Source organism: Erwinia tracheiphila (genome assembly GCF_021365465.1).
GTDB classification, from domain to species: Bacteria; Pseudomonadota; Gammaproteobacteria; order Enterobacterales; family Enterobacteriaceae; genus Erwinia; species Erwinia tracheiphila.
The window spans coordinates 2,797,601-2,812,415 of the sequence record NZ_CP089932.1; the positions used below are offsets into that span (position 1 = coordinate 2,797,601).

The window sequence follows — 14,815 nt, forward strand, 5'->3', positions numbered from 1 at the left end:
CTCCAACAATGGAGACAGGCAAATTATGGACGAGAAGAAACTTAAGGCCCTTGCTGCTGAACTGGCCAAAGGCCTCAAAACTGAGGCCGGCCTTAATCAGTTTTTCCGCATGCTCACGAAGCTGACCGTTGAAACGGCACTCAATGCAGAACTGACTGACCACCTCGGGCATGAGAAAAATGCCCCTAAAACCGGCACCAATACCCGCAACGGCTACTCTTCAAAAACGCTGCTGTGCAACGACGGTGAAATCGGGCTAAACACGCCGCGCGACCGGGAAAATACCTTTGAACCTCAGCTGATTAAGAAGAATCAGACGCGTATCACGCAGATGGACAGCCAGATTTTATCCTTGTATGCCAAAGGCATGACCACGCGGGAAATCGTCGATACGTTCAAAGAGATGTACGATGCTGATGTGTCACCGGCCCTGATATCAAAAGTCACGGATGCCGTTAAAGAGCAGGTCGCCGAATGGCAGAATCGCCAGCTGTATGCGCTCTATCCCATTGTTTATCTGGACTGTATTGTTGTTAAGGTTCGTCAGAATGGCAGCGTGATTAACAAAGCGGTGTTCCTGGCACCGGGCATCAATACCGAAGGCCGGAAAGAGCTTCCGGGGATGTGGCTGGCTGAAAATGAAGGTGCAAAGTTCTGGCTGAACGTGCTGACGCAACTTAAAAATCGCGGCCTTCAGGACATCCTGATTGCCTGCGTGGATGGACTGAAGGGCTTCCCGGATGCGATAAACAGCGTCTATCCACAGACTCACATCCAGCTGTGCATCATCCACATGGTGCGTAACCGCCTGAAATACGTGGCGTGGAAGGACTACAAAGCGGTCACGGGCGGGCTGAAAACCGTTTATCAGGCACCAACAGAAGCGGCCGCACGGATGGCGCTGGATGCGTTCGCCGAAGAATGGGATGACAAATATCCACAAATCAGCAAAAGCTGGCGTGCGCACGGGGAAAACCTCAATACGTTCTTCGGCTATCCGTCTGACATCCGAAAAGCTATCTACACCACGAATGCCATTGAGTCGCTGAACAGCGTGATCCGTGCCGCCATTAAGAAACGCAAGGTATTCCCGACGGATGACTCAGTGCGAAAGGTTATTTACCTGGCAATCCAGTCGGCATCGAAAAAATGGAGTATGCCGATCCAGAACTGTCGGCTGGCGATGAGCCGCTTTATTATTGAGTTCGGTGACCGCCTGATCGTTCACCTTTGACGTGGTGGCAGTTACACAGAATTATTTACAGGGTCGCCGCCTCGCTGGAGGAACAGGCAGCCCGACCCTGTAAACCTAGTTTTCAACTCAATAGTAAAAAGCCACCTGCATAGCAGGTGGCTTTGACACCGCCCCCTAAAAGGGGGCTTAAACTGTACTAGCTCAGACCTGATCTGACAGTTACCGGTTATTTATACAGGTGTCTGTCAGATTACATCCGGTTCAGATCCTTTTCTGCCCAGACCCGTTTTCCATCAAGTAACGTGGCCATTGGCGTTCGCCCGCAGCACATTTTTCCCTGATGAGTTCGCTCATTATTGTCATGCCACAACCCGTTGTCCGGATCCGTTTGCAGGCTCTCCAGGTCCCCATATCACTTCTTGCGGAACGTAACCTGATAAAAATCCTGCAAAATCGTTTTATGGAAGCGCTCGCAGATGCCGTTCGTCTGCGGAGACATCGCCTTCGTTTTCGTATGGTCGATATCGTTGATGGCCAGATACAACTGGTAATCATGCTGCTCCACCTTACCACAGTACTCCGTTCCCCTGTCGGTCAGTATTCTCAGCATCGGCAGTCCCTGAGCCTCACAGAACGGCAGTACCCGATCATTTAGCAGGCCGGCGGCAGTGATCGGTGTTTTACTCGTATACCGCTTGCAGTGTGCCACTTTCGAGTACGTATCCACGAACGTCTGCTGGTAGATACGACCCATCCCTTTCAGATTGCCAACGTAGAAGGTGTCCTGCGACCCGAGATAACCCGGATGAGCCGTCTCGATTTCGCCACTGGCCTCATCATCATGCGCCTTTTTCTCCAGCGCGGCGATTGGGGCACCGGTAAGCACGATACCTTCTCTGGCGAGCTTTTCCTCAGGCGCCTTCAGGCGTTTACGGAAGTTCTCCAGGTCGTGTCGTTGCCAGATGGCGCGCACGCCGCTGCCGGAGGTAAACACGCCTTTTTTACGCAGCTCATCACTGGTCCGGTGCTGCCCGGGGGCCGGGAACTCAACGGCATATTCAACAACCGCGCGTTCAGTGGCTTCGTCGGCGCGGTTCGTCAGGTTGGGACCCCGACGGCTCTGGTTAACCAGCGCGTCAATGCCGCCTTCAGCAGCCAGTTCCTGATAACGGTAGAAGGTGTCGCGTGACACGCCCGTGCTCTTGCAGGCTGTTGAGACGTTACCGGGTTATTCGGCGAGATTGAGCAGGCCGGCTTTGTGTTTGATGATGGGATTGTGAGTATGGAGCATGAGGGTGACCTCGCGTTTTGTATAAGGATTCGACACCCATATCAAAACCGGTAACTCTCAACCTTTCAAGGTCCAGTGTCAGATCAAGTCGCGACTAATACACTTAAACACTACCTTTCCAGTCCGAGCTGTATTTGCCTTTCTTCTTCCTCTTTGGCAACCTTGTCCTGGTACCGCACATACCTTCGAATTACTTCTTCTTTTGCACCCACCGAATCCACAAAATACCCTCTTTGCCAAAAGTGGTTACACCAAAGCTTGTGCTTCCTGAGATAAGGAAACTTCTCGAACAGCCTGATGGCCGTTCGCCCTTTCACAAATCCCATCAACTCAGAAACACTCAAGCCCGGCTGCGTCCTCACCACCAGATGTATATGATCTATCTGCACATTTAGCTCAACTACTGTGCATTTTTTCATATTGCTGTAAATGTAGATGCTGCGGTAAACCTCTTTACCGAGATTACCTTTGAGGATTTTGTATCTGTACTTCGGTGTCCATACAAGATGATACTGACAGCGATAGAATACGTGGGAAGCGGATTCATATCTGCTCATGCTATTTACTCCTTGATTTGCTGGTAACAAACCGGGGCAGTATTTAGCATGGGCATTCTACGGGCAAAGCCCCACATGAACGATCACCACCTCCACAGGAGATGGTTTAGTGTTGATAAAAAAACCCGGCCTTTGGCCGGGTATTAAAAGATATTCATGAAATTCGTTACACAGGAAATTCGCTAGCAAAAAGAGATTACGCTAATTGTCATTTATAGCAAATTTTTAGCGTGGAAAATTTGTACAAAAATTATTCCTACGTACAAAAAATCGCTCCCAGGGCATTAATGATGCGGGATGACGCACTTTTTCGAACCGATTCACACCCATTAATTTTAAGATTATTCCTTGGAACTGACCATTCTTTTTTGTTAAGTCGAATGTGCAAACACACCTTGCCCCCTGAGTGTGTGATATGAAAATCTGGCCGCGCACTATTAACTCTGCAAGGAAAACCGTGGAATAAGTGTGCTGGCAGAAAAGCAGGTACTGTTTCAGACAGCATGAAATGGGACTACCCTGCCAGTTGATCTTGCTGCAGATGAAAGGGGCTACCCTGAACAATGTTGTCGATAAGCTGGCAAATGTTCTCTGTTTTAAGGAGATGGTTATATAACACCGCGATCAGTGTCTTCTTGTGCGGGAGTTTTTCACAACGGTTCCGGCACTGGCATTATGGCACAGGGTAAAAACATTGCGGCCGGATGCTGGTGAAAGGGATCGGTATTACAGCAAGTCTGATTAAGGTAGCGAGGTCTGGTGTTGTGCCGCCTGTATTCTTGCCTCAGCTGGCGCTGCACACATTGCGCTATTTTCTCTGTAAGCGTGGAATGCTGGCTTATCTCTCCATCAATTGGCATCTGCCAGCGATCTGTCTGCGTATGGTTATCGTCGGGTGTGGGCACTGCTGCGCAGACAATCAGAAACTGACGACATGGCCATTATCAATGCCAAACACGTATACGCATCATGCGTCAGAATGCGCTGCTGCCCGAGCGTAAATCTGCAATACCACCCTCGAAACGGGCGCATACAGGTAAAGTGGTCATCGGTGAAAGTAACCCTCTGACGGCTTCGAGTTCACCTGTGATAATGGCGAAAAACTGTGGGTCACGTTCGCACTGGACTGCTGTGATCATGAAGCCCTGCACGGCCAGTACCGGTGGATATGACAGCGAAACCGTACAGGACGTCATGCCGGGTGCGGTGGAGCATCGCTTCGGCAGCAGCCTTCCGACGTCGCCTGTGGAGTGGTTGACAGGCAACGGTTCAGCCTGCCGGTCTCATCAGACACGGCAGTACGCAGCCCGGAAAGCAACGAGATGGCAGAGAGCTTCTTGAAAACGATGAAGCGCGACTACATCAGCATTATGCCGAAACCCGACGGATTAACAGCGGTAAAGAATCTTGCGGAGGCCTTCGAACATTACAACAAATGGCATCCGCACAGCGCACTGGGATATCGTTCGCCACGGGAATATCTGCAGCGGCGAACCAGTAATGGGTTAAGTGATAAAAAGTGTATGGAAATATAGGGGCCAATCCAGTAATAAAACCCGATCAGCACATGTTTGATAACATGATGCAACAGCTCGCTGCACAGGATAACCTGTCACGCTACCTATTTGCCGAACAGGATTTTCGGTCGTGACGCAGACTTGCTGATCTCGTATGCTTTGCGCTTTGGATGTAACATATGGCTAAAGTTGATGTCGTCTGCCCTCAGTGCAATGAAACTCATGCTGTACGATGTAACGGACATTCAGCATCCGGTGCCCAACGTTACATCTGCAAGCATTGTTCAAAGACCTTTCTGCTCAACTTTAGCTACTCCGGTGCCAAACCAGACACACACCAGACCATTGTTAATATGGCCATGAATGGTTACGGATGTCGCGATACCGCACGGGTTCTCGGTATCAGCCTCAATACGGTTCTGCAGCACGTAAAAAATTTCGCCAAAGCAGGTAGCTGAGAATATCGACCCCGAAACGGAGGTTGTTATCTGCTGTGAAGCCGGTGAACAATGGTCTTACGTGCGGTGTAAAAGCAATCCCCGGTGGTTGTTCTATGCTTATGACCGTATCCGCAAACGTGCTCTGGCCCACGTCTTCGGCCCGAGAAATGCCCCGACCCTGCGACGATTGCTGGCCCTGTTAAGCAAATTTAACCTTGCCTTTTATATGACAGATGCCTGGCCGGTTTATAAAGTTCTGTTAAGTGCAACAAGCCACGTGGTGAGCAAGAAATATACCCAACGGACAGAACGACATAATCTTAATCTTCGCACACATATCAAACGACTGACCCGCAGAACAATTTGCTTTTCTAAGACAGAGGAAATGCACGATAAGATCATCGGTTGGTATCTTACTCTTCATCATTATCAATAAATCTGCGTCAAGACCGGATTTTCTCAACGACTTTTTTCATGAACGCTGGCAACCCCTACCTTATATTTGCAATGCGTTAAAAACACTTCTCTTCCAGCATGCGAGACTGTGGGACTTTTCACAGGCGAAAAATATTCACTTCATCATCGATAAGTCCCGGGAAAAATCACCTGACCCGGCCACTCGCGACTATGCATTAAATAAACTTTAGTGGGAAACCGCTCTAAAATAACCGTGTTATTGTGATGGAAAAATCGAGGAGCGAAATTCACTGAGGGCCTGTATTTTTGGTAATCAGGCAAAAAAAACCCGTCAGTGACGGGGCTGGTAACAGAAGCGAAATAGCTTCTGAAAAACTTCATTTTGTTCTTCTTCTTTTTTCTTCTGCTTGTCTTTTCACAGGACTCGAGTTCAGGAAAGAAACAGCTCACGCTCCCTTTGCCGACGCGGCAGCAATATATCCAGATCCTTACCCGCTCGCTTCCACATCAGGAAAGCATCTGCTGCACCTTTATAATCCCACGCATTAAGTTTTCGTTTTACCGATGAGCCGGCAAACGCCCCCGAACCAATATTGAAAATAAGACTACACAGGGCATCATATTGGTTCTGTGAAAGCAGCGCTGTGATATTTTTCGCTATCGTGCTTTCAGTCATTTGTAAATCTTCTTTCAGTAGCGCTGTTGATTCCTCTGCGGTAATGCGGGTGTTTTTTGCTATTGGCATGCCATGCACTTCACCAGTATGACAAACGCCAATCGTCGGAATACCCACTGCACCAAGATAGGCATCAAGCCTCTCACCCTCTTCCTTCTTTATAAATGCGATACCGTTATCACTTATTTTCATTCGTCATTACTCCAGATCGACTAAATATTTTCCCTTCAACCAGATAGCGTAATTTATCAACACCAATCAAACCAATAACGCCGCCCACTATATTCATCGTATTATCAGGCAAACCGAGATATTCAAGCGAACCAGAAATTGCAAGCGTAAATATGGCGCAAACAAATGGACCTGCAAAAATTTCAGCTGAGTTTCTTTTATCGTATATTCCCATAAAGAACGCTATTATTAGCGCCGATAATGCTGAAAATAGCGTAGGCAAATAGTCAACAATCCACTTTTCGCAATGTTCCTGAATGATGTCAAACAGGGAAACCATCGTCACCTCTGTTATATTTACACTTAAAATATTTGTCTATTAATTACTAACATGATCCACTTTTAAAATTCCAGCAAGGTATTATTCACTGTGGAACTTTCGATATCTTTTATTAAAAAAATTATTATGGTTGTTTTTAATAAAATCACACTTAATGATAGTGTTAATTTATCCTGCATTATTATTTCGATTATATTACTTGCATGCCTGTATAAAGGGACATGGAAGTAATGATGGCCAGTTCCATTTGGCCATTAATTTATTTACTTACTGTCAACATAGGTTCAGAGGATTTCTGCCCACAATACCGTGCTCTGTCCCGGTGCCCAATCCGATACCCAGGCCGTGTGCCCCTGCAAACACATCCAGTGTTTGCCTACGTGGCTAACTTTGGCCCCGGTTGCATAGAAAGTCCCCAGCTCCCACTGTGGATAGCTATGTCCGCCGTCATTATTGCCCCCAGCACTGGAGCTGCTGGTAGCCACTGCCAGCACATTACTCGGCACAGAAAGCTGTCCCAGAGAATCCAGCGCCGAAACAAAGTAACGATGGAAACTGTCAGCATTCAGCCCACTGTCCAAATACCTGAGCTGTGAAGCCGGTACGCGAGCAATTTCATAACCGTCACGATAAATCAGATAGTTACTCAATGGATTACTGCTGCCTGATGATCCCCACATCAAATCAACGCTGCTCTCAGTTTCACCCATTGAATGCAGATTAAGCGGCGCTGAAGGCAGCACAGTGCCGGCAGAACCAGACGTGGTGGTAACTTTCACTGCCTGGCTCTTCGCCGACTCCACGCCCGCCGAATTAACGGCACTGACTGCGTAATGATACAAGGTGTTCTCCTGTAACCCGGTGTTAGTGAACGACAGTTCTGGACCCTGATGAATCCGAGTATTATCGCGATAGAGGCGGTAGGTCACCCCAGCAGTGGCGGATGCGTTCCAGCTCAATGCTACAGAGTTGCTGGTCACCTCTCCAGCGTGCAAACCTGCAGGTGAAACCGGTGTAGCGCTATCAGGATTACCTCCTCCCACGAAGTCAAGGTCAATAACCTGGTAGAACGCATTGCCGGTATCCGCTACCTCCCATACTGCCAGAAGAACGTGATAACCGCTGCGTACAGGCAGTGGCACATCATGTACCGTGGGGTTTGTCGGGCGCAGTGCCGGACCATGACTCCAGAAAGGCTGTTCGGTGAGTTCCACTTTAAAGAAAGGCTCACTTTCGAACTGAGCGCGACTCAGAGGCAGATTTGGATTCCATCCTTCACGCGTGATGAAATAATTGTAGCGACGGGTCGCATGGAATGCCGTGTAAGTCCAGATAAATTGCAGCACTGACGCCGATGAAACAGTGTGTTTTTCCCAATGCGTTCCCGGCTCATCAAGGAACAAACCGTCACCCTGATTGGCACTGGCAATCCTGCCGTCCGGTGGTGGCAGCGCGTTAGTTACATCCGTAGGTGCAACGGGATCTTGCAAACCGCGAGCGGTTTGTGGAAAAAATTTGCCCGCTTCACGCTGATTCAACTGTCCTGCATTAAGCTGGCCTTTTTGCCAGGCAAAATAAGCGCGAGAGGCCGGTGTGCCAATATGACCATGACGAAGCGAAGGTGCAGAAAAAACGTTGAAAGAAACCGCTTCAGTGTTTTCTTGCTTATAACGCCGCGCTGCGTCCTGCCAGAGGGAATGGGCTACATCTGGCGTCCAGAACATGTTGGAATCGTGTTCCATTACACAGTTATAGTGCTGTGAGTTCCAGCGAACCACATCATCATCGCTGTATCTGATGCCAGCACGCCATTGTGCCACTGGCTCAGGCTGCGGGGCTGGCTCAGGCTGCGGGGTTGGCTCAGGAACCGTACCTTCTCCGGCAAGATAGCCATAACGTTTAATAAATTCCCAGTCGTAGGGCTGACCATCGACAGTAAAACCCGCATCCCAGTTAACCGACCAGGTCATTAAACCCAGAATCGGCAAACCTGCTGCTTCCAGACGGTCCAGCGCACTATAAACATCTTCAGGATTGACAACGTAGCCTGTGGCCGCAGCATCATTATTCGTCGGTAAACCAATAATAAATTTATCGTGCGGAATCTTGATATAGTTACGTGTCCCGGTAACCAGGCTTTCAGTGAGATAATAGAGGAAGTCGGCTTTTTTGGAATCATTATTTTGTGCAAGCCAGCCTACACCATCGATCCACAATCCATCGCCACCCTGATTATAAAACTGCGGCGCAATATAATCATAATAACCTTCAAGGTTATTTATATAGGGGCCATAAGAACCACCCTGTGCAAGATAAGGAAACTCCGGTGCCATACTGATGATGAAGTATTTGTTTAACGTGCGGAAATGATCTTTAACCATCCTTAACGCGGCCGGAATAACGGTCTGATTATCAGCGGCAGTAATGGCTATCTGTTCAAGGTCAATATCCAGCCCGTCAAAATTATATCGATTAGTCAGTTCAATTATTCGGGCTGCCAATGCTGCTTCATCTCCATTATTCAGTTCGATGTGTGCGTCAGCACCACCAAGTGAAATAAGCACTTTACGTCCTTGAGCATGAACTAAATTAATCTGATGACGGAATTCAGCTTCAGAACCTTTGTAAGGTCTAAAGTCGGGAATACGATCGCTAAGATCCATAACCTTCATAAACGCAACCGCAATCACATTATATTGCACCGGAATCTCGGATAACGTCATTTCAGCAAAATTACCCCCCTTGTATCCCTGCCCTCCCGTTGCTGGCCAGTTATGCCAAAAGCCCAGAACGATTTTATTGTCACTATTTTTTGTCGACGTTTCTGTTACAGACATAATTACTCCAATTTTAATATGATTGAGTTAAATATCAGTCCGCCAGGCGTTCCCTGACGGTTTATCAGCGCATCTGGATAACATTAAGTTACGCTGTTGCTTTCCTGAAATTAATCTTAACTCTCATCGAATCGCATTCAATTGCAATAATTAAAACGCAGAATGATTTTTTTGATAAGTCGTTGAGTGAAAGGGAAATTGAACCGTTTTCGGCAGAACAAATACAATAAAAATACATCCATGGAGGCTGGCACATGGCAACAGGTGTTAATAAATCCTGGCATGACCGATGATTAATAAATATAAAAATTTTGGTGAGTTAACACCTGTCTGAAAAATGCTGAAACCCTGAGTAATGTCAGCAAACTGCATCAGGGAAAGACAGGTCTTAGCCAGCCACACGTCTTATACGCATGCAGACCGAAGATAATAAGAGAGGATGCTTATTGGATATGATGAAAAGAAAAAATCAGGTAATGATGATTTTTTCTATTTTCTCAAGTTGCGATTAAAAATTCTTTCCTCTGTAGCGATAATAATTTATTAACATTGCATATAACTTTATTATGCTGTGGTACGTTTCTATGTATTTCCCCGATAACATTTTATCAGCGAAAATATGACAAACGTTGACACTTCAATAGCCAGGATATTCATTTTAGCTGGAACGAAATTTTACCAGACGCTGGCCGCATTAAATTTTTGTTAAAAATTATCGTGACAAATTGATTATTGTCTCAACATACCTGTCTGCGTCGTAATATCTTTTTATATGTATTATTTCCAACACGAATCGGATAATGCGTTCAGCTTTATTTAATTAATAATCATTTTTCTTTATTTAGTTTCAATTAAGAACTATTTTTATCACTGGTACTAATTCTACACATTGATAAGGTTTAACCGTGAGCAAATCATATGGCACATGGTCAAAAGTACGCAAGATTAAAAATTAAAAATGTCATTTAAAAAATAGCATCATGATGAACACACTGAAAATTATAAGAAAATCTTAGGATTTTTCCCCTCCAGACAATTCTGTAGTGTGTTATATTTCACCTGATCTAAGTTGACGCTATATACCCCGACCAGGAGGCAGTATGTTTGTTTCATCTAACTTGAAATGCTTTATTGTTCTGGCGAGAGAAAAATCGCTCAAAAAAGCGTCCGAAATTCTTTTTGTTACTTCATCACCAATATCGAGAAGAATAAAACTCTTTGAAGATGAACTAGGATATAAACTTTTTTCGCGCTCCGACCATGATTTTACCCTCACCAAAAAAGGGCTGGAACTCTACGAAAAGATAATGCCTTACTACATGAAGATATCAGAAATCGAAGCCAGCTTTTCACAGAAAAATAACAGCCTGAGTATCAAACGAAGCCTGATGATCGGTGTTGAAAATCTTAATCATTTTCTGTTCAACATATTAATAAAGAAAAGAAAAAAAACAGAGTCCATTTCCTACTGTTCAAGCGATGCATCCCGCTCACTGGATTCACTGCTCTCTGGTGAGGTTCAGGCGGTGATATCGCACAGGGAAATTGATGAAAACGGTATCACAGCTATGGAATTCTACAGTGAACCGGTCTGTTATTTACAGGCAAACAGTACCGAGCGTTATAAGGTAAGTGATATGAAGAAAATACCTATTATCATCCCAAGAAACGGCTTTCACGAGCACTACATCAAAACAGCGCATATGAAGATCCTGAATGCCTGCCCGAATGCTCAGGTCGTTATTGTTGATGACATTGATAACTATCTCTTTCTGATTAAAAGTGGCGATGCGATAGGATTAATGAGTGAATCGATGGTTCTGTTTTATAAAAACAAAAATTGTTTTAATTCAGAGCTTAATTACACTATTGAACATTCTTTCCCAGCATTAAAAACCTATATCTACTGTCTGAAAGAGTGCGAAAAAAATCTTAAGATGGCGATGGACAGTATTCTCAGCGAAAGTGAGCACGGTGATGCCGGATGTGTAAGAGGAAATTAATGCCATCCTGACATAAATTCTCTTTATAAATTCCACCGCACCATTAATAATATCAATACCAGATAATAATAAACCTTATCTGAATATAAATCTATTACTGACAGGTCCATATTTAATTACATGGTTAAACTCAAAAAATTCGCAACATTAAATTTTTCCTCAAGTAATTTAAACAAAACCTGAGAGTTAATCATGGAAAACATCAAAAAAATTACAATATTTAATGGTATCAAAAATCTCATTATTTCCAACACTGAGCCGTCCTGCTCATATTTCTCATAATAAAGAATGGCGTCAGGCATCACTGTCAAAAAATGGCCTGTCGTGATTTATATACTAAGGTCAGTTCTGCAAGACAGTATTTCTAATTCAATAAGGTAGTATTAGTAAGTGAGCCTGCGCTCAGGCCGAAAAATTTATCGGGCGTTATTCACTACAATACAAAAGGTCGCTTACCGGGATCCCTCTTTCCAAACGTCATTATCTCGCTGGCTGAGTAAGGAAACTGCTGGGCTGATCGGCATGAATGAGAGCTAAAAAAACCCGTCAGTAGACAGTTTGAGCTAAAGACGGGTAAAATGAACATGCCCGGTTTAAGCACGCTCCAAAACGCAGATGGTTTAGCCGTTCAGTTTAAAGAGAGACATTGAAGACATATCTGTAAAGACTTTATAGGATGCCTGCAATGCGGTTTGTTGCATGGTGTAAGAAGAAATCGAACTGGTGTAATCCACATCCACCAGATTGCTCATTTGGGTAGCCTGATTCACCGCTGTATCATCGCCCTTTGAATCAAGATTGCTAAGTTCGTTCAACTGCGTTCCCAGCACGGAACGCACCGCCAGAACATTATTCAGCGAGTTGCTCAATCCACGGTTAGCCTTGTCAAGTGCGTCTTCAGAGGCCTGCACGGCATCATCATCCGCGCTGGCAATCGGCGTGTTCAGCGCGTTAATCGCCGTATTTAACGTGGTGAAGATGTTGGCTTCGCTGGTACTACCGTCCGGCTCGGCCCTGGCGTTACTGGTGAGCGCTATAAAAACCTGATCGCCCGTGTGGCTGGTTATCATGGTCCGGCTGGAGTCGACTTTCTGCGTGATTGCCGTGGTGCCACCGCTATAGGTTACATTGCCGGACGAATCCTGGGTAAAAGGCGCAGAGTCGGTTTTATAGCCGCCAAAAAGGTAGCGCCCGTTACCGTCTGTAGAGTTGGCAAGGTTAAGCAGCTGGTCTCGCATGCCTGTCAGCTGTTGGGCATAAGAAGCACGGTCATCGTCTGACAGCGTGCCGTTTGCCGCCGCCACGACTGCCGTTTGCGCACTTTGAATGACGCTGGTCACCTGCTGCAGATTAGTCTCTTCTTCAGAGATAATCGTGGTGGCAAAACTACGGGCGATTTTATACTGGCTGGTCTCGGCCTGAGCCTGGGACAGTACTACCGCCTGTGCGGCCGCCACCGGATCGTCCGAGGGATTGACTACACGTTTACCGGATGAGAGCTGCTCACCGACTTTCAGCCAGCTGGCCTGAGAGGTGGAGATGCCTCGCATCTGCTGATCGTAAATCATTGCGGTACTGAGACGCATCGTTAACTCCTTATCTTTTAGCTGACCGCAGTGATCAGCGCATTAAAAATGGCACTGGCGGTCTGGATAACCTGCGCGTTAGCCGTGTAATACTGCTGATAACGCGTCAGGTTGCCATATTCTTCATCCAGGTTGACGCCGGAAACAGACTGCTGCTGATTAGTCAGCTGCGTTACCACGTTAGTCTGGGTGGTGCTGGTCATTTCCAGCGTACTGGTTTTATTACCGATATTCGCGACCATGCTGGCATAGGCCTGGGTCAGGGTGCTGTCACCGCCAATCACTTTTTTGGTCTGTAAGTCGAGCAGCGACTGCGCATTGATGTTATCGCTTACACCACCATCCGAGCCAGCAGCAGCGAGTTTAGCCTCGTCGGTAATGTTAACGCTCATGCTACTAATCACGTTGCTGACTGGCTTGACCAGGAAGCTGTCTTTTGCATGTGCCGTACCACCCAGCGTCAGCTGTAAACCATCAAAACTGAGCGTCGAGTTGCCTGAACTGTCGGTAGAGGACGTGGTCGTTACCGAGGCGTTATCAGACAAACGGGTCACGTTCCAGTTAGTCCCGTCATAACTCACTTTATAGTTGGACGCCTCAACCGCACTGGCGTCGGCGACCATCGCCGTCATTGACGCCGTGCCTTTATTACTGGTGTTGGTGGTCACCGAGGGGCTGCCGTAATTGAAAAAAGCCTCACCCATATCTCCATTGCTGTCATAACCTGCTTCATGCTGGGTGTTAAAACTGCTGGCAAGCCCCAACGCAAGCTGTCCCAACTGATTGCGGGTATTGTCGAGATCGGTGCGGAAAGCCAGCAGGCCGCCAAGCGACCCGGTAGCGACCAGTTTCTCAGGAATTTCTGTTTTCGCACCGGTTGAGGCATCTACGGTAGCGATAGTGGTTCGACCTGGATCGGCACTGGAAGCCACCGCGGCAAGCTGGTTGTAGCTGTCACCCTGCACCAGGCTGATACCGTTGCCAATGCTGATGCTATAGCTGCCACCGTCCTGCTGGCTGACGGTAACCCCCACCAGATCGTTTAGTTTACTCACCAGCTGATCGCGCTGATCCAACAGATCATTTGGTGCCGTGCCGGCACCGGCCCCAGTGAGTTTGGTAATTTGCTGGTTAACATTGGCAATCTGTTTGGCATAACCGTTGATTTGATCAACCATTGAGCTGACCGAGGTATTCAGGCTGCTGTCGAGGTTTTTCAGGTAGGTATCCGTTACCTGAAACTGGTTTACCAGGCCGTCGGCTTTACCCAGCACCGCCTGACGCGCAGACGAATCATCTGCGTTGCTGACCAGGGTTTGCAGGGAAGAAAAGAAACCCTGCATGTTGGTCGACAATGTGTTGGTGGTACTGGAAAACATATTGTCGATGTTTGACAGCTGGGAATATTGCGTGGACAGGGCGCTGGAGCTGGTACTGGCCGCGCGCAGCTGGTTGGTGATAAAGACATCATATTCGCGGTTAACGCTGGATACCGATACCCCGTTGCCAATATAATTAGTGCCAGTCAGCGTGCTGTTAGACTGAGCAAGGATCGTAGTCTGACGTGAATAGCCCGCAACGCTGTAATTACTGATGTTATTACTGGTGGTGTTCAACGCAGCCGAGGCGGCGTTTATCCCGCTTAAGGCGGTATTAATTAAGTTAGACATGTCGCTTCCTTTTTAACCCTGACAGCGCGGGCCGCCATTAGCAATGGTTACCGGACTGCTTTAACACAAATCCGGCCTTAAACCTTTATCGGTTCATACGGCATAAACTTGAGTG

General features: G+C 46.9%; 9 protein-coding genes and 2 pseudogenes. 4 read left to right on the plus strand and 7 right to left on the minus strand.

Going from position 1 to position 14,815, the window contains the following annotated elements; all coding sequences use genetic code 11:
* The first annotated feature begins 25 nt into the window (after positions 1–25).
* Positions 26–1,234: an IS256 family transposase gene (locus tag LU633_RS14795; RefSeq protein WP_046371915.1), complete on the plus strand. Its 1,209-nt coding sequence runs from the start codon at positions 26–28 to the stop codon at positions 1,232–1,234.
* Positions 1,235–1,445: 211 nt separating this feature from the next.
* Here the strand turns inward: LU633_RS14795 and LU633_RS14800 are convergent.
* A pseudogene (locus tag LU633_RS14800) lies at positions 1,446–2,486 on the minus strand (IS481 family transposase).
* A gap of 110 nt (positions 2,487–2,596) precedes the next feature.
* Positions 2,597–3,043, minus strand: coding sequence for an IS200/IS605 family transposase (tnpA, locus tag LU633_RS14805; RefSeq protein WP_040465270.1), 447 nt, complete (start codon positions 3,041–3,043; stop codon positions 2,597–2,599).
* Between the two features lie 868 nt (positions 3,044–3,911).
* Here tnpA and LU633_RS14810 point away from each other — a divergent pair.
* A pseudogene (locus tag LU633_RS14810) lies at positions 3,912–4,578 on the plus strand (integrase core domain-containing protein); the annotation flags it as partial.
* Positions 4,579–4,739: 161 nt separating this feature from the next.
* Positions 4,740–5,436, plus strand: a protein-coding gene (locus tag LU633_RS14815) for an IS1 family transposase (protein WP_233481923.1) whose coding sequence is annotated in 2 segments (ribosomal slippage) — positions 4,740–4,993 and positions 4,992–5,436 — 699 coding nt in all. Because the reading frame shifts where the segments join, the coding sequence is not laid out codon by codon here.
* Positions 5,437–5,847: 411 nt separating this feature from the next.
* Here the strand turns inward: LU633_RS14815 and LU633_RS14820 are convergent.
* From LU633_RS14820 to LU633_RS14830, 3 genes are all read right to left on the minus strand, one after another.
* Positions 5,848–6,285 (minus strand): lysozyme, encoded by a 438-nt coding sequence (locus LU633_RS14820; RefSeq protein ID WP_016189515.1) that lies wholly within the window; start codon positions 6,283–6,285, stop codon positions 5,848–5,850.
* Positions 6,272–6,604: a phage holin family protein gene (locus LU633_RS14825; protein WP_016189516.1), complete on the minus strand. Its 333-nt coding sequence runs from the start codon at positions 6,602–6,604 to the stop codon at positions 6,272–6,274. Before LU633_RS14825 ends, LU633_RS14820 begins: the two co-directional genes overlap by 14 nt.
* Before the next feature lie 284 nt (positions 6,605–6,888).
* On the minus strand, positions 6,889–9,441 hold the full coding sequence (locus LU633_RS14830) for a lytic polysaccharide monooxygenase (protein ID WP_016189517.1): 2,553 nt from the start codon (positions 9,439–9,441) through the stop codon (positions 6,889–6,891).
* Positions 9,442–10,541: 1,100 nt separating this feature from the next.
* Here LU633_RS14830 and LU633_RS14835 point away from each other — a divergent pair.
* Positions 10,542–11,444 carry a LysR family transcriptional regulator gene (locus LU633_RS14835; RefSeq protein ID WP_016189518.1) on the plus strand — a complete coding sequence of 301 codons (903 nt, stop codon included), beginning with the start codon at positions 10,542–10,544 and terminating at the stop codon, positions 11,442–11,444.
* Positions 11,445–12,064: 620 nt separating this feature from the next.
* Here the strand turns inward: LU633_RS14835 and flgL are convergent.
* Complete coding sequence (gene flgL / locus LU633_RS14840) at positions 12,065–13,030, minus strand: flagellar hook-associated protein FlgL (RefSeq protein ID WP_016189520.1); 966 nt, start codon at positions 13,028–13,030, stop codon at positions 12,065–12,067.
* Positions 13,031–13,047: 17 nt separating this feature from the next.
* Positions 13,048–14,700, minus strand: coding sequence for a flagellar hook-associated protein FlgK (gene flgK / locus LU633_RS14845; RefSeq protein WP_016189521.1), 1,653 nt, complete (start codon positions 14,698–14,700; stop codon positions 13,048–13,050).
* Between the last annotated feature and the right edge of the window lie 115 nt (positions 14,701–14,815).

What these genes read in the sequence shown, in the direction of transcription:
- tnpA (WP_040465270.1), bottom strand. Translation starts at nt 3,043, where the DNA reads ATGAGCAGATATGAATCCGCTTCCCACGTATTCTATCGCTGTCAGTAT.
- LU633_RS14830 (WP_016189517.1), bottom strand. Translation starts at nt 9,441, where the DNA reads ATGTCTGTAACAGAAACGTCGACAAAAAATAGTGACAATAAAATCGTT.
- LU633_RS14795 (WP_046371915.1), top strand. Translation starts at nt 26, where the DNA reads ATGGACGAGAAGAAACTTAAGGCCCTTGCTGCTGAACTGGCCAAAGGC.
- flgL (WP_016189520.1), bottom strand. Translation starts at nt 13,030, where the DNA reads ATGCGTCTCAGTACCGCAATGATTTACGATCAGCAGATGCGAGGCATC.
- LU633_RS14835 (WP_016189518.1), top strand. Translation starts at nt 10,542, where the DNA reads ATGTTTGTTTCATCTAACTTGAAATGCTTTATTGTTCTGGCGAGAGAA.
- LU633_RS14825 (WP_016189516.1), bottom strand. Translation starts at nt 6,604, where the DNA reads ATGGTTTCCCTGTTTGACATCATTCAGGAACATTGCGAAAAGTGGATT.
- flgK (WP_016189521.1), bottom strand. Translation starts at nt 14,700, where the DNA reads ATGTCTAACTTAATTAATACCGCCTTAAGCGGGATAAACGCCGCCTCG.
- LU633_RS14820 (WP_016189515.1), bottom strand. Translation starts at nt 6,285, where the DNA reads ATGAAAATAAGTGATAACGGTATCGCATTTATAAAGAAGGAAGAGGGT.